The sequence below is a fragment of the Limnobaculum zhutongyuii genome (genome assembly GCF_004295645.1).
Taxonomy (GTDB): Bacteria; Pseudomonadota; Gammaproteobacteria; order Enterobacterales; family Enterobacteriaceae; genus Limnobaculum; species Limnobaculum zhutongyuii.
The window spans coordinates 1,428,117-1,446,529 of the sequence record NZ_CP034752.1; the positions used below are offsets into that span (position 1 = coordinate 1,428,117).

Consider the following 18,413-nt stretch of genomic DNA (forward strand, 5'->3'; position numbering starts at 1 on the left):
TGAACCCTGTCATCCCCTCTTTATATTGACATCCTGCCACACTGAGTATCATGGACCAGTTAATATCAGCATCAACCGGTGATTACACCGGTACACGCAGCCAGTCATTAGAGAACCCGGTTTATCTGCGACTAAAAACCCCTGTCGGCAGTTACTGGGCCGACCCGCTTTTAGGGTCCAGATTACATGAGCTGGCGCAGGAAAAGGACGTGAACCGTATTTATATGCTGGCGCGTCAGTACGCCGAACAGGCATTACAAACTTTACTTAATGATGGTCGAGCCAAAACCATCACAGTGACCGCCCAGCGCATCCGCTCCGGATTCCTGTTATTGCTGATTGATGTGGTGGATGCCTGGGGGAAAAAACAGACGTTTAAACATTCGGTGAGGGTCGTCTGATGCCGTTTAATGTACCTACGTTTGAACAAATCCGCGATGCGCAACTGCGTGATATTAAAAACCAGCTACCTGATGCGGATACCGGAACAGATTCAGATTATGGCGTTCGTGCTGCATCCGTTGCCGGTGTTGCCGATGGCCTGTATCAGAATCAGAGTTATATTGTCCGTCAGATATTCCCGGATACGGCCGACTCTGACAACCTGGAACTTCACGCCAAAACCCGTAACGTTGTGCGTAAAAGCGCGACATATGCAACCGGATTAGCGGATATCACGGGTACACCGGGTAGTACCCTGACTGCTGGCGCAGAAATGCGTGGTGCAACTATCGCCTGTTCGACGACAGAGAACGCGGTTATTGGTGATGATGGTACGGCAACCGTTAAAGTTCAGGACGCAACAGCCGGGGCCGCATTTAACGTAGAAACCCCCAGTAGTGTCGTATTAGTGAGCCCCCCTTATGGCATTAACTCTGCGGCTAATGTGCAATCGCTAGCCGGTGGCACAGATGTCGAAACCGATGCCAGTCTGTTATCACGTTATCTTGAATTACTCAGACGGCCACCGGCCGGTGGCAATAAATACGATTATAAACGCTGGGCGTTAGAAGTGGATGGCGTTACCGCTGCGTATGTTTATCCCTTACGTCGCGGACTGGGGACGGTTGATATCGCTATTACGTCATCGAACGCCTTACCGTCACAAGACTTGATTAATACCACCCAAGCCCATATCGATGATGTCCGCAACGTCACGGCCAAAAATGCACTGGTACTGGCCCCCTCCATTAAACTAGTCGATTTTACTGTGTTAGTTAGTCTGGACGGACTGACACTGGCAGAGGCTACACCGTATGTTATACAGGCGGTACGCGACATCACAGACAGGATAGAACCAGGACAGCCTCTGATTCTGTCTCAAGTTGAAACACAGGTATCACTGGTTGCTGGCGTCACTGACCGGGACATCACCGAACCGGTCGGAAACGTTGAAGCTATCGTGAATGCAGAGACGCTGGAATGGATACAGGCTGGAAATATCGTCGTGAGGTTAATGGGCGATGAGGACCAGTAATCTGTTAAAAACACTATTGCCGCCGGTAAGTTATGAGCCGAACGGAGAACGGCTCTCTGTTGAGATTAATGCTCAGTCGGCAGTGCTGGACGCTGTTGAACAGTCCGCACAGCAGGTAGCTGATGCGGTAACGCCGTTTTTATCCGGCTCCTTAATAGCAGACTGGGAACGCGTGTACGCGGTACCTGTTCGTGCCGGAGCAACCTATCAGGAACGTTTATCTAACGTTCTGGCAAAAATGGCTGAAACTGGCGGCGTATCTATTCCTTATTTCATCCAGTTAGCCGCGACGATGGGTTACACCATCACGATAGATGAACTACAGCCATTCAGAACTGGAATCAATCGCTGTGGTGATATGCTCTATACAGCGGATATTATCTGGGTATGGCGCGTAAATATAATGAATGCAAAGACCCCTATTTATCAATTTAGGGTCGGTGTATCAACTGCCGGAGAACGCTTACTAACATTTGGTGATGATATAATTGAAACTGTCTTTAATGATTTAAAGCCAGCAGAAACGTTATGTGTTTTTGCGTACCATGATTTATCTCCCATCGATTTGACAACACCCGGATTAGATCCTCGAGTTATATACCAATGTGATAGTGAACATGCGTGTTATGGGCAAGATGGAAAAATTTATTATGCAGCGCCCAATGAGTGGCCTGTAGAGTATCAGAACGGTACCTTAATTGGTCGGCATGAACCAGAACCAGAAAGTATTAACTTAATTGAGTTGAGTAACGGTGTTGGTTCTGGCGGCTGGCAGGTCTTTAACAGTGCGGCATATGACCCTAAATATACAGTAGAGGTTATACATGGTGATACTCCGGCTGGTATTGATGATTATGTCAGAGTCACTATGGTCATTCGTGATACAAATGATCCATCCCCAACTGTTGCCAGGTGTGGTATTGAAAGTGGCGGTGTTACGGGACATTTATCATGCAGCTATTTCTATAAAAATGGGATATCTGATCAACTACGAAATCAGATAAACGACATTGATACAACAGATATTCCATTATCAACAGAATGGATTCGTTACGTTAGCTCAATTAATTACACATCAGGTGATTACCGTTTTATTGACCTTCCGTCACAACCCGGTTTATCTGGCGTGTTTGATGCGTGGAATGTGCAAATTAATATAGGTAGTGCTACATCTCCGATTAAAACAACGGGAATAATTAAAAAGCGAACACAGGCAAATGTTTTTATTCCTACTACCGGCGCTACCGGTTGTCAAATTCTTTATAGCAATGGGGAATATGATGAATATTCATTTTCCGAAGGGGAATTTTTTCAATTACCACACTCAACTCGTGATTGGGGTGTTCGGTATGCTCAAAAAATAGTTTACATAACTAATTGGTAATTAAGGTAATCAAATGAAAGATATCATGCCACCAATTAACACACCGGACAGTTTATTTCATGATGGTAACCCATTAACTGGTGCGTTAGGAACCGTGGTTAATGCCACGTTTATGAATGACGTCCAAGGCTCTGTTCAAAACATTCAGACCGAATTAAAGGCATTATTAACAGCTACAGATAGCCTTCCCAATGATAACGTTAATAATCAAATATTACTAGCGTTAAAGGCATTGTTTTTACAAGCTAATAATAATTTATCAGAAATAAAAGATGCGGGAGTTACAGCAATTGAAACAGCTCGGGGTAATTTAGGGTTGAAATCCGCCGCAATTAAAGAGGTGGGAACAGGTATTGGACAAATTCCCGATATGAGCAGCCAGCAAAAAGGGGTAGGTGCTGGTTTTGGATGGCAAAAACTTCCTAGTGGATTGATCCTTCAGTGGGGGGGAACGCCAGCTATTGCTGGTAGTGGATCATCAGTTAATGTGTCTTTTCCAGTTGCGTTTCCGACGGCTGTTGTTGGTGTGGTTTTTCAATCTACGACTGAAGTTTCACCGTCTTGCGCACTTTTTATGCATACTGATTTAACAACCGTCAGTATGAAAGTTTGGGGTGTTGCTAAAGTAGTGGCGGCAGGGGCAACAGTCTCACCGTTATCACCAGGCATTTCGGCTAGCTGGTTAGTGTGGGGGTATTAGTCATGGAGAAATTTTTCTATAGCGCGCAAACAAACAGCGCCTATCCCGAGGCACTCAAGGACGCGTATTTAGAGTCTAAATCGTGGCCTGCTGATAGTGTTGAAATTGATAGTAATATTTATGCGGAGTTTTTTATGTCTTATCCCCCGGCAGGAAAAGTCAGAGCTCCGGGGAAAAATGGACAGCCTGTCTGGGTTGATATTCCAGCCTTATCAAAGGATGAGCTAGTTACAGAGGCTGAATCAAAAAAACAGTACCTATTATCTGTGTCTAACTCAGTTATTCAACCGCTCTCATATGCAGTGGACACTGGAATAGCCACTGATAATGAAATTCGGTTATATAACGAATGGCGTAAATACAGCGTACTATTGAATAGAATTGACACATCACTCGCACCGAAAATCAACTGGCCTACACAACCAATTATATAGTCACTATTATAGATGGTCGGAATATTTTGCATTATGCAAAATAGCTGTTTTTATTTGCTTCTCGCTATGCAATATATTCCGTAAATCTATGCAAAAAAAATCGGCGCGCTACATACTCAGGAACCCCCGACCGTTGAGAATGGGCTGAATTGTCAAAAAATTGAACAATCGAACGGAGAAATTATCAAGACCTGCCGTTAAGCCTGAACTGGTTTATACCGTCTTCAATGCCTGTGCTGGTGAATGCCGATAGACCAATATCGCTGGCAGCAGTAATACCACACCGATAACACTCCATATCGTCGCTATCAACAGACCATCTTCGGGTTGAATAGTGACCGGCAGTTTTATGCCATACAATGAAGATATGCTCTGCGATATCCATAGCGTCACCAGATAACCGATTCCTACCCCAAGCACAATCCCGATACTCATCATTAACATCAACCCACACCAAATTAATGCCACAATGCCGCGTTGCGGTGCACCGAAGGCTCGTAATGCGCCAAATTGCCGTTGACGCTGCTCAAGATGCACTACGATTACCATTAAAATGGCAATTAACACCAAAATCTGAGTTCCAATAGCCATCAGGGAAAGAACCTGGCGGGCATCTCCCAACGTACCGTATAAACGGGTCAATACTTCACCGGGGAATACGGCTAAGCTCTCGCCAGTACGATATTGCGATCTGAGTTGATAGGCTCCTGCAATACTTTTCGGCTTAACTACCACCACAGAAACATCACCTCCATGATGGTGTATTTCATCATCTGCATGACTTTCATGTTCTTCAGCACCATGCACTGCCCATACGGCAGTGATAGATACCAGAATTGCTTTATCCCAGGCATCACCAGAAGTTGGCAATACGCCGGTAACGATATAATTAACTGCCTCATGTTGGTGAGCGCCTTCACTGCCAACCTGACCATGAATAGGGGTAACTTTATCACCCACAACAAGCCCGGTTGCGGCCCCCACAACGGCGCCATAATCACTACCAAATACTGAGTTTTTATGGTTCTGACTGTCATTACCGTACTGTATATCCCTGTCACGCAACAGATCGTCATCAGTTCCGATAATGGGCATACCTTTATAGCTGTCACCAAAGGCTAATGGCGATGCTGACTCTACTAATGGGTTCTGTTTCAGTTCATCCAGATAGTGATGAGGTAACAACGGTAACAGCGAGGGCTGTAAAAATACGCTGGATAGTACCAGTTGAGTTTCACTTCCTGCGGCACCAACGATTAAATCAAAACGATCTGCCGCTCTGGCACTTCCTTCCCGCAATGCTCTTTCTTGCAAATTGACCACCATACTGAAAGCCACAGCGGCGGCTATCAACAGGGTAAGAATCAATGTTCCACCCCACAGGCGTTTGAAATCGGCATAGATAATTTTAAAAGGAATCATAGTGTTCTTCCTGTGGTGATATCTTTAACCGGACGACCATTCTCCAGCGTAATTCGCCGGCGCATTTCATCACTCAAACGAGGATCATGTGTAATGCATATCAGGGTCGCTTTTGACAGCCTGGCAAATTGAGTGAGCAAACGGATAACTTCCAGTCCGTTATTGGCATCCAGGCTGGCGGTCGGCTCATCGGCAATGACAATTTCTGGTTTACTCAGCAACGCCCGGGCTATTGCCACCCGCTGTTTTTCACCACGAGATAAGGTATCGACTACTTGCCGGTGCTGCCGGATACCCACCTGCTCCAGTAACTCGGCGGCACGTGTTTTCAATGATGAAGGCAAGCGCCAGTAATGAAAACGGGCCGGAAGTAAAACATTATCCAAAGCGCTCAACCCGGGATACAGATGAAAGTCCTGCATCACCAGACCGACATTCGTTGCCCGCCAACGATCCCGTTGGCGCTCTGACATACGACCAATATCTTTACCGTTCCAGAAAATTTTACCGCTGCCGCTACGTTCAAGGCCGCTAATGGCATTAACCAAGGTGGTTTTTCCACTACCGGAAGCGCCGGTAACCGCCACATGAGCACCGGTAGATACCACCAGTTGAGGTATATTTAACGCCGCCTGAGCGCTACCGTTAAACTTGACTTGTAACTGATTAATAAACAGTTCTGACATATACCAACTCCTGACTAAAGTTCGCTAAATTGTGCATCACGCAGGCGCAGCAGGCTGACAAACCCCGTCTCTTTATCGCGCCAGGTTCCATATTCCAGCGTACCGGTCACTTTTATCATGCTGTTGTTTTGTACAAAGGTTTGGCGCTTGGTGAGATAAACCACTAGAATATCTTCCGGCCAGTCGGCATCCGAGGAGCAAAACGGACAAATTGCCATTGGCATTTTGGTTAAGACAAAAAACTGAGATTCAGCTTTGATAGGCGGAGCCATAAAGCCGGTGATTTCTATCTGTTGGCCTGATAGCTGTTTTACACGATCGGAAAACTCCAATCCCAACACGCTTACTTTGCTATAAAATTGCTCGAAGGTGAGAGTCGGCTGGGCTTTTAGCGGTAATGCCACAAACAGTAACAGCAGCAACCATTGACAATAGCGCCAGCCAGAAAAACCGCCGGGAGAACCCCGGCGATTAAGAACAGAGCATCTTGTCATTATCACCCCTGTTTACCATGGCCTAACGACAGAGAATCAACAATTACGCGGAATAATTCAGTGTTATCCATATAGCCATGAATCCGCTCAGCACCCGGGCCTGATGCCTGAACAATCATGTCATCTACAGAGTGCACCCCGGTATCAGTGTTACGCGGGATATTACCGGTTCTTAATACGGCTCCGGGTATGTCTTTGTATATGGCGTTGGCAATATACTCTCCCTTCTCATTTTGAATTGCGGGCACAAAACGCGCATCCAGCTTAGGTCTGAAGGTTTCATAATGGTCCGGGAAGTTATTGAAGAATACCGCTAAGCGCTTAGAGACATCGACCCTGTCCGGATAGCCGTCACCGTCTTTATCTTCATAATTTGGATAGCCTGCAGTTTCATATACACCTACCTTCTCGCGCATATCGTTGCCCGGTTTATCATCATCAACGGTTCCGACAATTGAAATTCCGTGAGTATGGTCGCCGGTAACAATAATCAGCGTATCCGGATGGGTTTCCGCAAACTTCTTAGCGATAGCGACTGACTGATCCAACATGATGGTGTTATATGCCGCACGCTCCCAATCCAATGGATGTGAGGCTTTATCAATTAGCGCTGACTCAACCATCAGGAAGAAGCCATCCTGATTTTTTGACAGTACATCCAGTGCAGTTTGGGTCATTTCAGTCAGGTCTGGCTGGTCGGGAAACTTCTTAGTGACATCATTTTTCAGGAAGCGTCGGTCCAGCACATCATCCATGTTACCAGTATGGAACAGGCCGAGTAGCTTATCCGCCCCGGAGCCCTGCTTTTTCAGCTCCTCTGCGTTGGTAACCAGCTGATAGCCAGCCTGTTGGAAGCGTTCAACGTAGTTTTGGTTATCTTTACGTTTAGAACCCGGAGTCGTTTCCGGCAGAAAATAGGCAGAACCGCCCCCCAGCAGAACATCCGGCTTAACGTCATAGAACATGCTGACAATTTCTGCTTTATCCGCACGACGACGAGTATGGGATAACACTGCCGCTGGCGTGGCATCCTCCAGCTCGGCATCGCTGACAATACCCACCGACATATTGCTGGTGCGTTTAATCAACTCACCCAGTGTTTCTTGCTTTGGATGATTAAGCGAGTCTTTAGCCCGACTGACGTAAACCCCCAGCGCATTCACACCCGATTTATGACCGGTCATGTAGGCACTCATGGTATTAGCGCTGTCAGCAGCAATAGAATCTGTACTTGATGTTCCAATAAATGCCATATTGGTTAAGTCATCAATAGCCAGACGACCGTTGGCTTTACCTTCAGTAATACCTTTTGACATCACTCTGGCAGCGGTTCGATGAGCAACTGACAGGCCATCACCAATAAACAGAATAACGTTTTTAGCCTGACGTTTTTCCGGCGTTTGATAAACATTCCAGCTTACCGTGCCTTTTTCATCACCCGCCGAGACTTCAACTTTGTAATCACCCGGGGTAGCAATATCAACATTCTTTATTACCAGTGATGAGGCATTCAGACCGTCTTCATCTTTAATAAACTCGCTTTTTTGGCTCCATACCTGTTGGTATGCTTTGCCATTAATTTTGATGCTAACCTGAGCCGGATCAACCTGCTTATCAAACTCAACTTTAAAGTCAAACTTGCCGCCGGTTAACATCGTTGCCCGATCGATAGGATAGATATTCACGGCAGATGCCGTAGCGGGAATAACCACAGGGACTAACGCAAAAGTGAGAGGAATCAACCAACTTGCCTTCATAACATTCTCCTGATTTTTATTTTTCAGGAGCAGGTTACTCAGGCTGAATGTCAGTTTTATGAACGATATATGTCCAATTTATGTCTTAGAACGGAAACAGCAATGGAATAATGACCACGCTCACCACCATCACCAGTAAAGTGAACGGCACGCCAATACGCAGGAAATCGCTAAACTTATAGCCACCAGGCCCAAGTACCATGGTGTTTACCGGTGAAGATACCGGTGTCATAAAGGCGGCTGAAGCGGCTATCGCGACCACCATGGCAAATGGTAAAGCAGAAACCCCCATCTGATTCGCAGCACCGATAGCTATAGGCGCCATCAATACCGCAGTGGCGGTATTGGAAATAAACAGGCCAATTACCGCGCACAATACAAACAGGCTAAGCAGTACCACTCTGGGCCCCATATCGCCAACGGCATCCATCAATCCTTTTACCACCAGATCGATACCACCGGTTTTTTGTAACGCATGGGCAAAAGGCAACATGCCAACAATCAGGATAAGCGTTGGCCAGTGAATAGATTTGTAGGCGCTTTCCATATCTATACAGCGGAATTTACCCATTAATAAACAGGCCAGCAGTGCCGCAATCACATTGGGCACGATATCCGTTACCATCAGGAATATCATCAAAATCAGGCATAGAAGTGCATGAGGTGCCTGGCTGGTAGCGGGTGCGACTTCATCCACTTCCGCGGGCAAATTCATTACCAGAAAATCACGCGTATTGCTCTGTAACTGACGAATCTGACGCCAGTCACCAATCACCAGCATCATGTCACCGACTTTAAGTTCTTCATCAATCTGACTGGCTTCAATCAGTTTGCCGTTACGTCGGATACCAATGACATTCAGATTATAACGAGTGCGAAAACCCATTTGCCGCAGAGTTTTACCAATATATTCAGATTCAGGAACCAGCGATACTTCCGCCATACCGACTTCACGCGCCTGTTCAGAGAAATATTCCCCGCGTAAAATCATCGGTTCCAGTTGCTCTTCGGTACAAAAGTGGCGAACGTCCGCTTCCGGATCGAACATATCCACCAGCAGAATGTCATGCACTCGCAGTTCAGTGGCGGCAAAAGCACCTATCATCACCCGGCGGAATTTACGCCAACGCTCAATACCCACGACGTTAGCACTGTAGCGGGAGCGCAGATGCAGTTCATCCAGCGTACGACCAATTAACGGGGAACCGGGGCGAATAGAGAGACGTCGGGCACGACCGCTCAGCTTATAGTCATGAATCAGATCGCGCATGGTGCGGCGAGTACGGGATTTAGCCTTATCCTGACTTACCGGTTTCACCAACCAGGGGCGCACCAGCAGCATATAGCCAATCCCCATCGCCAGAATGACAATACCGATAGGCGTTACGCTAAAGAAATCAAACTGACCTACACCATAACGCTGCAATTCACTGTTCACCACCAGGTTTGGTGGGGTTGCTACCAGCGTCATCATACCGCTGATTAATCCGGCAAAGGCCAGAGGCATCATCAGGCGACCCGGCTCTCTCTCCATGCGCGATGAAACGCTCATCACTACCGGAATAAAGATAGCCACCACACCGGTGGAGCTCATAACTGACCCCAATCCGGCTACCGCCAACATGAGCAACACTAACAGCTTAGTTTCACTGCTGCCGGCAACCCGAACCAGCCAGTCGCCTACCTGATAGGCAATACCTGTACGCACCAGCCCTTCGCCAATCACAAACAGTAGCGCAATCAGAATAACGTTGGGATCGCTGAAGCCAGAAATCGCTTCAGGTAGGGTCAGAATACCGCTGGTAACAAAAACGGTAATTAACAACAGAGCAACCACGTCCATCCGCACTTTATTGGATATGAACAGGATTATTGCGATAAATAAAAAGCACACCACCCAGAAAAGCTGGCTATCGGCTAACATACCCATCGTTGTCAATAATCGCTCGATCACTGCGGCTCCCTTACTGGTTATCTGAACGTTGTTGCCCCATACAAAGATATTATCGAATACAAATCGTGATAAAACATTGGCTTTAAGATGTTTTTTAAGCCTGCCTATAAAGTTACTCTATTTTTCCCTCAATAAAGGAACAAAATATGCGCTTTAACTGATTAAAACAGAATAAAACACATCGTCAACCTTATATCAATTAAAAACCGAAACATTCAGCATAAACAAGGAGATTAGCCAGAAATGTCATCAACATGTTAATAAAAAAGCCCCAAATTATGGAGCTTTCTTATCTTTATGCCGCTAATCATTCATTTCATTAATCAAATTGAATTCTGGCGATGTTATCTGCATAACTGACATGTAACTGTTGCAGCGTTTTTAGCGATTTATCGACCCGGGACAGTTCAGGCGTATTTGCCGGGGCGTTTACCGCAATAACCTGACAGCCAGCAGCTAATCCGGAAGCGAGCCCTGCTGCGGCATCTTCAACCACTACACAGTCTGACGGAGCCAAGCCTAAACGTTCTGCACCGAGCAAATAGGCGTCAGGCTCAGGTTTACCTCTGGCAACCAGTTCAGCGGTAACAAACACCTCGGGAAAAGGTATTCCTGCAGCTTTACTACGAGCATGAGCAATAGGAATAGTGCCTGAAGTCACGATCGCCCAAGGTACTTTCAGTTCATTCAGGCGATTAAGTAACTCAATGGCTCCGGGTAGCGCCTCTACACCTTCAGTATCGGTCGCTTCAATTTGTTCCAGTCGGTCAAACTCTTTTTTAATCGCCTCTTCACTTTGGCCAGCCATAAAATGGCGCAGTGACGTTATTGCCTGCTTACCGTGAATAAAATCGAGCATTTCCTGCGGTGCGACATTCAGACGTTCCGCAACGCCCAACCATGCACGTTCAACCACCGGTAAAGAGCTGACCAGCGTACCGTCTAAATCGAAAAGAAAACCTTTGCAATTCAAATTCATATTCTCACTGACAAAACAAAAAAATTAGTGGCCAGTATTAACCAGCCACTCTGTATAAGAAGAGAAAATATCAGGCATTAATGATTTGAGAAATCTCAATAGCGCATAAGTGATACTGACGCGGGCAGGATTGCCAGATGGCCAGCATACGCTGATATTTATCCCACATTTTAGTCTGTGAGTTAAAACCATGAGTTCCTGAATCAAAGTGGGTATAACGCCCTTCTGTATTCACCAGGAAGCGAACATAGCTGAGATAGCGGGCTTCAGTTGCGGCATCAAAACCAAGGAAATTGATACGGCGTTCATCGATTTCGGCTTTATCTTTCAGATTTTCACGCAGATTCTCAAACGAGACTCTCAACGCGTGATGCATTTCCATAATATTAATAATAGTGCGGCAGGTCTCTTCTGACAGTTCACCAAACTCGCGCTCCAGTTCCTTCATCTGCAAACCAAAACCACGCTCAATAATAGTCTGTAACCGACGATAACGTTCCGCGTTATCCGGGTCCAGCATGGTCATCATTTTATATTGGTTTGAAAGGATTAGCCGTTGGGCATTAGTCATTTCCACGATAACAACTCCTGAGATTCAAAAACAAAAAAGAATTCTGTATGTGAATAAACGTCATCACGAATGGATAGAGAATGGCATATTGCGCAACAGAGTGATACCCATTCAGTGTAATTTTTTGTTTACCCGAACGGGTGATAAATAAAGGAGGGAAAATCGATCCATAGCGTAGCTTCTGAGCAATCTCAGAAGCCCGCTTGTTTAGCTAAAGCTCATCCAGAAAAGTTTTATCCAACTGATTAAAAGCATGCTTAAGCAGTTCGGCCAAATGTTGATACGTTGGCTCTTGTTCTAAAGGCGCAAACTCCTGCCCTGCTTCAGCCAGCTTCTCCCGCAGTTGCAGAAACCATTGTTTCAGCGATGGCGGTAAGATTGAAATAGAACGCTGGCCTAACCACCACAGTCCTTGCATCGGTAAACTACAGGCAAAAATAGCGGTAGCGACCGCTGGCCCCAGTTGGCCACTCATGGCGATTTGCCAGGCAAGCGTAAAAATAGCAACAGGCGGCATAAAGCGAACACCAAAGCGTGTTGCCGTGGTGATACGGTTTTCCGGGAACACCGCGGACAAACGTTTTTCGTTTGGCCAGGTCTTCATGTAAGTCTGCCCACGCTGAAATATCTGAATCCAACGGATAGGACCTGATGAACGTAGCATTTAATTTGCCGCCTTTGATTCCGGATCTATCGATATGTGCATTATGTTTCGATTCGGATTATAATGCACATTCAAAAAAATCTGTAAATTTTAAAACAAATGCACAAAAAACTTGATGCAGTTTAATAAATATCAATTTAATTTGCATTTCTGTTTTATTTTTACTTAGCCAGGTATTATTCTGGTCGTGGCCTTACGGCCAATTTTTTTGTTAGGGATAAAACAATACCAATAACCTGTTTTCAGGCAATTGTGTACAATAATAAAACGCGGGTACGCAGCAAACTGGGTAATAGAGGTTCGGCCTTACCGGTTAATGCTACGCTTGCCCTATTTTCGTTTTTCAAATCACAAAATTAAATAGGTACTTCTCATGTCGAGTAAGCTGGTTCTGGTTCTTAACTGCGGTAGTTCTTCTCTGAAATTCGCCATCATTAATGCTGCCAATGGCGAAGAACACCTTTCTGGTTTAGCCGAGTGTTTCCACCTTCCGGAAGCCCGTATCAAATGGAAAATGGACGGAAGCAAACACGAAGAAGCCCTTGGAGCAGGTGCTGCACACAGCGAAGCTCTGAAATTCATCGTTAATACTATTCTGGCTAAAAAACCAGAACTGTCAAACAACCTGACCGCTATCGGTCACCGTGTTGTTCACGGTGGCGAGCAGTTTACTCAGTCAGTTGTGATCAATGCTGATGTGCTGAAAGGTATTCAGGCTGCGTCTCCATTCGCACCACTGCATAACCCGGCTGGCTTAATCGGCATCGAAGAAGCATTCAAAGCGTTCCCATCTCTTAAAAATAAAAACGTGGCCGTTTTTGATACCGCTTTCCATCAAACAATGCCTGCTGAATCTTACCTGTATGCTCTGCCGTACAGCCTGTATAAAGAGCACGGTATTCGTCGTTATGGCTTCCACGGTACCAGCCACTACTATGTCAGCCGTGAAGCTGCAAAAATGCTGAACAAACCAGTAGAAGAGCTGAACGTGATTACCTGTCATTTAGGTAACGGCGGTTCTGTTGCAGCTATTCGTAACGGTGAATGTGTAGATACTTCTATGGGTCTGACCCCGCTGGAAGGTCTGGTTATGGGTACCCGTAGCGGTGATATCGACCCTGCTATCATTTTCCATCTGTATGATGTAATGGGAATGAGCATGGAACAAATCAACAAGATGCTGAACAAAGAGTCTGGTCTGCAAGGCCTGACTGAAGTTACCAGCGACTGCCGCTATGTTGAAGATAACTATGCACAGAAAGAAGATGCCAAGCGTGCGATGGATGTATTCTGTCACCGTTTAGCAAAATATATCGGTGCTTACACTGCACTGATGGACGGTCGTTTAGATGCAGTTATCTTCACCGGTGGTATTGGTGAAAACGCTGCAATGGTTCGTGAACTGGCACTGGGTAAACTGGCTCTGTTAGGCTTTGAAGTCGACCACGAGCGCAACCTGGCAGCCCGCTTTGGTAAGTCAGGCAACATCGCAAAAGATGGCTCTCGTGCCGCACTGATCATTCCAACCAACGAAGAGTTGGTGATCGCTCAGGACGCATCTCGTCTTACTGCGTAAATAACGACAATAACACCGTCAGCTCAGGCTGGCGGTGTTGTTTTAGCCAAAGCATAACCTAAAGAGGTTTCGTCGTGTCTCGTACAATTATGTTAATTCCTACCGGCACCAGCGTCGGGTTGACCAGCGTCAGCCTTGGTGTCGTTCGCGCTATGGAGCGCAAAGGTGTCCGTTTAGGCGTACTTAAGCCAATTGCACAGTCCCGCTCAGGCGCTGATGTGCCGGACCAGACTACTACTATTCTGCGTGCTAACTCTAACGCCGTAACGGCTGAACCACTGAGCATGGCTCAGGTTGAGAGCATGCTGAGTAACAATAAACAAGACGTACTGATGGAAACGATTGTTGAACGTTACCAGGAGTGCGCAAAGGACGCAGAAGTCGTTCTGATTGAGGGGTTAGTTCCTACTTCCCACCATCAATTCGTTAATGCCTTAAACTATGAAATTGCTAAAACGCTGGGTGCAGAAATCGTTTTTGTAATGTCATTAGGCAATGACTCCCCTGCCCAACTGAAAGAACGCATTGATTTAGCCCGTTCAAACTTCGGCGGCAGCAAAAATGAGAACATTACCGGTGTTATCATCAACAAGCTGAATGCTCCGGTTGATGAGCAGGGTCGTACTCGCCCTGACCTGTCAGAGATGTTTGATGATTCAGCCAATAAACCAGCAATCAGCGTAGTTGATACCGCTCAGCTGTTCACCAATTCCTCACTGCCAATTTTAGGCTGCATTCCGTGGAATCTGGACTTGATTGCTACCCGTGCGATCGATATGGCTCATCACCTGAAAGCGCGTATCATCAACGAAGGTGACATTCGTACCCGTCGTATTAAGAACGTGACTTTCTGCGCACGTAGCATTCCGAATATGTTACTGCACTTCCGTCCAGGCTCACTGTTAGTGACTTCTGCCGATCGTCCGGATGTTCTGGTTTCTGCCTGTCTGGCAGCGATGAATGGCGTAGAAATCGGCGCAGTACTGCTAACCGGTGGTTATGCCATTGATGAGCGTGTACACAAACTGTGTGAGCAAGCGTTTGAAACTGGTTTACCGGTCTTCATGGTTGATACCAACACCTGGCAAACTTCGCTGTCGCTACAAAGCCTCAGCCTGGAAGCTCCGGCGGATGACCATCAGCGTATTGAACAGGCACAAAACTATATTGCTAACCATATCAACAGCGAATGGATTGATACCCTGACGGCAAACAGCGAAGGCTCGCGCCGCATGTCTCCTCCAGCGTTCCGCTATCAGTTAACTGAGCTGGCGCGTAAAGCAGGCAAGCGTGTTGTTCTGCCGGAAGGTGACGAACCACGTACTATCAAAGCAGCCGCTATCTGTGCTGACCGTGGTATTGCACAATGTATTCTGCTGGGAAATCCGGAAGAAGTCAGACGTGTTGCGGAAGCTCAGGGTGTTGAACTGGGTAAAGGCGTAGAAATTGTTGACCCGGCTGAAGTGCGTGAAAACTATGTTCCACGTCTGGTTGAGCTGCGTAAGAGCAAAGGCATGACCGAAGTGGTTGCGCGTGAGCAACTACAGGACAACGTGGTACTGGGTACCATGATGCTGGAGCAAAACGAAGTTGACGGTCTGGTATCTGGCGCGGTTCACACCACGGCTAACACGATTCGTCCACCGCTGCAGTTAATCAAAACCGCACCGGGCAGTTCTCTGGTTTCTTCCATCTTCTTCATGCTGTTACCTGAACAAGTTCTGGTATACGGTGACTGTGCAATTAACCCGGACCCAACCGCAGAACAACTGGCTGAAATCGCTATTCAGTCTGCTGACTCTGCCGCAGCCTTCGGCGTTGATCCTCGCGTTGCTATGATCTCCTACTCTACCGGTAATTCCGGTACCGGTAGCGATGTTGATAAAGTACGTGAAGCAACGCGTCTGGCACAGGAAAAACGTCCTGATCTGGTCATTGACGGTCCGTTGCAATATGACGCAGCCATTATGGAAGACGTAGCAAGATCTAAAGCACCAAATTCACCGGTTGCGGGTAAAGCTACGGTATTCATCTTCCCTGACCTGAACACCGGTAACACCACTTATAAAGCAGTTCAGCGTTCAGCTGACCTGGTTTCTATCGGTCCAATGTTACAGGGCATGCGTAAGCCAGTTAACGACCTGTCTCGCGGTGCATTAGTAGACGATATCGTGTACACCATTGCATTGACAGCTATTCAGGCTGCGCAAAACGAAGGTTAATTCTTTCGTTTATTGGTGAAAAAAATGCCGGGCTTAATACCCGGCATTTTTATTGGCTGAAATCGGTTAATGCTAATGAAAATCGTCTGATATCAGGCTTGATGTTCGATGCTTTCCGCAATTTCTTGCTGCTCAGGATTACGCGTCACCCATAGATTAAGCGCTTTGACAGAATCCGGAGTAAACTCATCGGCTCGCTGATTGATCTCTTCCAGCGTCAACCAATGTACGCTCTCAATCTCTTCTTCCTGCAGGGCGAATGGGCCATGGGTAATACAGCTAAACAGCGCTCCCCAGACCATGCAGTTATCCGATTCATAGTAAAAGGTACCGTGATCGGCAAATGGCACATCGGCAATACCCAGTTCCTCTTCCGCTTCGCGGCGGGCTGAAGTCAGCATGTCTTCCCCTTGCTGAACGACACCACCTGCCGTGGCATCAAGCCAACCCGGGTAGAAATCCTTAATCTCAGTACGGCGCTGTACTAAAATTTTTCCCATACCGTTATGAACCACAATATAGGTTGCCCGATGGCGTAAATTCTTCTGCCGCATTTGCTGGCGAGTTACCTGAGCCATCACATTGTTATTCTCATCAACAACATCGACCCACTCAACCTGTTCGGCCTGCTCTTGTTCTTCCATCTGTTAAAACCTTTTCTCTAAAGATACCTGAATGATGGGCTCTTGTTGTTGCAAGCTTAGCACCTGTAACACACCATCGCTCAGCATACCAAAACTAGCCGGGTATCCACCTTTAGGCAGACTGGCAGATCCCGGATTTAATAAGTAAATATTCTCACGCTTTTCAGCCTGAGGTATGTGCGTATGACCATAAACAAACACATCCCCGGTACGTAACGCAGGGAGTTTATCAGGATGATAATGGTGCCCATGAGTTAAAAACAACCGGCGTTGTTCAAGTAATACCTGTTGCCAGGTTGCCTCTATTGGAAAGTGTAATAGCATTTGGTCTACTTCACTATCACAATTCCCACGCACAGCCATGATTCTATCAGCAAAGCGGTTAAGATACAGCGCTACTTCTGCAGGATTATACCGATCCGGCAATGGGTTACGAGGGCCGTGATATAACAAATCACCCAGTAAAATTAACCAGTCAGCACCGGAATGCTCAAAGCGTTCTAATACCAATTGAGTTGCTGATAAAGAACCATGTAAATCAGATGCAAACATCAATTTCATCAGTGAATATCCTGAATATAAAATCAGTCAAAGTGGGATTTTGACCACTGGCACTGCATTAAAAAATATTATCTTAAGATTACCGCACATTTTACTGAATAAAAAAGGCTTCTCCCGGCATAATATACCCATTGGTTACAGGGAAAAAACCAATAACATTATTAAGCCAGTAAAATTTATGACATGGAGGGAACTATGATTAAATTTTATTACACCCCAATTCCTGATGGAAAAAAGATCGCTATCTTTCTTGAAGAGCTTGAGCTGTCTTACAGCATACATCCTTTCAAGCTCAGCAATGTCGATTATCCGCTGCAAACGCTGACGACCTTATCCCCTGAAGAGAGAGGTCCGATAATTATTGATCCCAAGCCGCATACCGGTGAACCGCCTTTAACGTTATATGGAGCAAGCACCATTCTGGTGTATCTGGCTGAAAAAAGCGGCCATCTGGCTTCTTTTGGACTTCGTCATCGCTATGATGTGCTGCAATGGCTATTTTGGGTAGAAAACAAATTAATGTCAACGCTGGAAAATATGGAGTATTTCAGCCACCACTCTAAACGCATCATTCCCTCAACCATCGAGCTGTATCAAAATGAAACCATTGCGGTCTATCAGTCGCTTAATCAAAATTTGACCAAGAATATGTATATTGCCGGAGACAGCTACAGTATTGCAGACATTGCCCTTTATCCTTTGGTTGATGCTTATCAAAAGCAACGTATTGATTTACAAAATTACCCGGCCGTCAATAACTGGTATCAACGCATAAGTAAACGACAGGCAGTTGTTATTGCTAAAAGGATAGATACCGAATGGCAATTAAAAGGCAAAAGAGAGTAAAAACACAAAGTTGTGAGCGATCATAATATTTTGTGTCAACTA

At 46.2% G+C, this 18,413-nt stretch carries 18 protein-coding genes; 8 read left to right on the forward strand and 10 right to left on the reverse strand.

Annotated elements, in window-relative coordinates:
• Positions 1–50: 50 nt before the first annotated feature.
• From EKN56_RS06045 to EKN56_RS06065, 5 genes are read left to right on the forward strand one after another with little or no spacing between them, the layout of a single operon-like run.
• Positions 51–401 carry a phage GP46 family protein gene (locus EKN56_RS06045; RefSeq protein WP_130590979.1) on the forward strand — a complete coding sequence of 117 codons (351 nt, stop codon included), beginning with the start codon at positions 51–53 and terminating at the stop codon, positions 399–401.
• A complete protein-coding gene (locus tag EKN56_RS06050) occupies positions 401–1,477 on the forward strand; it encodes a baseplate J/gp47 family protein (RefSeq protein WP_130590980.1) in 1,077 nt (358 codons plus the stop codon). Before EKN56_RS06045 ends, EKN56_RS06050 begins: the two co-directional genes overlap by 1 nt.
• Positions 1,464–2,861: a YmfQ family protein gene (locus tag EKN56_RS21555; RefSeq protein WP_130590981.1), complete on the forward strand. Its 1,398-nt coding sequence runs from the start codon at positions 1,464–1,466 to the stop codon at positions 2,859–2,861. Before EKN56_RS06050 ends, EKN56_RS21555 begins: the two co-directional genes overlap by 14 nt.
• Before the next feature lie 13 nt (positions 2,862–2,874).
• The gene (locus EKN56_RS06060) at positions 2,875–3,561 is read left to right on the forward strand and encodes a gp53-like domain-containing protein (protein ID WP_130590982.1); all 687 of its coding nucleotides are present in this window, start codon (positions 2,875–2,877) and stop codon (positions 3,559–3,561) included.
• A gap of 2 nt (positions 3,562–3,563) precedes the next feature.
• On the forward strand, positions 3,564–3,995 hold the full coding sequence (locus EKN56_RS06065; RefSeq protein ID WP_130590983.1) for a tail fiber assembly protein: 432 nt from the start codon (positions 3,564–3,566) through the stop codon (positions 3,993–3,995).
• A 213-nt stretch (positions 3,996–4,208) separates the two neighbouring features.
• On the opposite strand, the gene EKN56_RS06070 is transcribed toward EKN56_RS06065, so the two are convergent.
• From EKN56_RS06070 to yfbV, 8 genes are all read right to left on the reverse strand, one after another.
• Positions 4,209–5,417: an ABC transporter permease gene (locus EKN56_RS06070; protein ID WP_130590984.1), complete on the reverse strand. Its 1,209-nt coding sequence runs from the start codon at positions 5,415–5,417 to the stop codon at positions 4,209–4,211.
• Entirely contained in the window at positions 5,414–6,103 is a 690-nt protein-coding gene (locus EKN56_RS06075) for an ABC transporter ATP-binding protein (protein ID WP_130590985.1), read from the reverse strand. The genes EKN56_RS06070 and EKN56_RS06075 overlap by 4 nt, the downstream gene beginning before the upstream one ends.
• 14 nt (positions 6,104–6,117) lie before the next feature.
• Positions 6,118–6,597 (reverse strand): hypothetical protein, encoded by a 480-nt coding sequence (locus tag EKN56_RS06080; RefSeq protein ID WP_210405337.1) that lies wholly within the window; start codon positions 6,595–6,597, stop codon positions 6,118–6,120.
• Positions 6,598–6,599: 2 nt separating this feature from the next.
• Complete coding sequence (locus tag EKN56_RS06085; RefSeq protein WP_130590986.1) at positions 6,600–8,354, reverse strand: alkaline phosphatase; 1,755 nt, start codon at positions 8,352–8,354, stop codon at positions 6,600–6,602.
• A gap of 85 nt (positions 8,355–8,439) precedes the next feature.
• A complete protein-coding gene (locus tag EKN56_RS06090) occupies positions 8,440–10,278 on the reverse strand; it encodes an SLC13 family permease (RefSeq protein ID WP_130593614.1) in 1,839 nt (612 codons plus the stop codon).
• Between the two features lie 349 nt (positions 10,279–10,627).
• Positions 10,628–11,281, reverse strand: a complete 654-nt coding sequence (locus tag EKN56_RS06095) for a sugar phosphatase (protein ID WP_130593615.1) — start codon at positions 11,279–11,281, stop codon at positions 10,628–10,630.
• A 76-nt stretch (positions 11,282–11,357) separates the two neighbouring features.
• Positions 11,358–11,864, reverse strand: coding sequence for a YfbU family protein (locus EKN56_RS06100; RefSeq protein ID WP_130590987.1), 507 nt, complete (start codon positions 11,862–11,864; stop codon positions 11,358–11,360).
• Between the two features lie 205 nt (positions 11,865–12,069).
• Entirely contained in the window at positions 12,070–12,522 is a 453-nt protein-coding gene (gene yfbV, locus EKN56_RS06105) for a terminus macrodomain insulation protein YfbV (protein WP_130590988.1), read from the reverse strand.
• Positions 12,523–12,895: 373 nt separating this feature from the next.
• On the opposite strand from yfbV, the gene ackA reads away from it, so the two are divergent.
• Both ackA and pta read left to right on the forward strand, forming a co-directional pair.
• Complete coding sequence (gene ackA / locus EKN56_RS06110) at positions 12,896–14,098, forward strand: acetate kinase (protein WP_130590989.1); 1,203 nt, start codon at positions 12,896–12,898, stop codon at positions 14,096–14,098.
• 74 nt (positions 14,099–14,172) lie between these two features.
• Positions 14,173–16,320, forward strand: coding sequence for a phosphate acetyltransferase (gene pta, locus EKN56_RS06115; protein WP_130590990.1), 2,148 nt, complete (start codon positions 14,173–14,175; stop codon positions 16,318–16,320).
• 92 nt (positions 16,321–16,412) lie between these two features.
• On the opposite strand, the gene yfcD is transcribed toward pta, so the two are convergent.
• A complete protein-coding gene (gene yfcD / locus EKN56_RS06120; protein ID WP_130590991.1) occupies positions 16,413–16,964 on the reverse strand; it encodes an NUDIX hydrolase YfcD in 552 nt (183 codons plus the stop codon).
• Between the two features lie 3 nt (positions 16,965–16,967).
• Positions 16,968–17,525: a phosphodiesterase gene (gene yfcE, locus EKN56_RS06125; RefSeq protein ID WP_130590992.1), complete on the reverse strand. Its 558-nt coding sequence runs from the start codon at positions 17,523–17,525 to the stop codon at positions 16,968–16,970.
• Positions 17,526–17,720: 195 nt separating this feature from the next.
• On the opposite strand from yfcE, the gene EKN56_RS06130 reads away from it, so the two are divergent.
• Entirely contained in the window at positions 17,721–18,371 is a 651-nt protein-coding gene (locus EKN56_RS06130; protein ID WP_168189615.1) for a glutathione binding-like protein, read from the forward strand.
• Positions 18,372–18,413 lie beyond the last annotated feature (42 nt).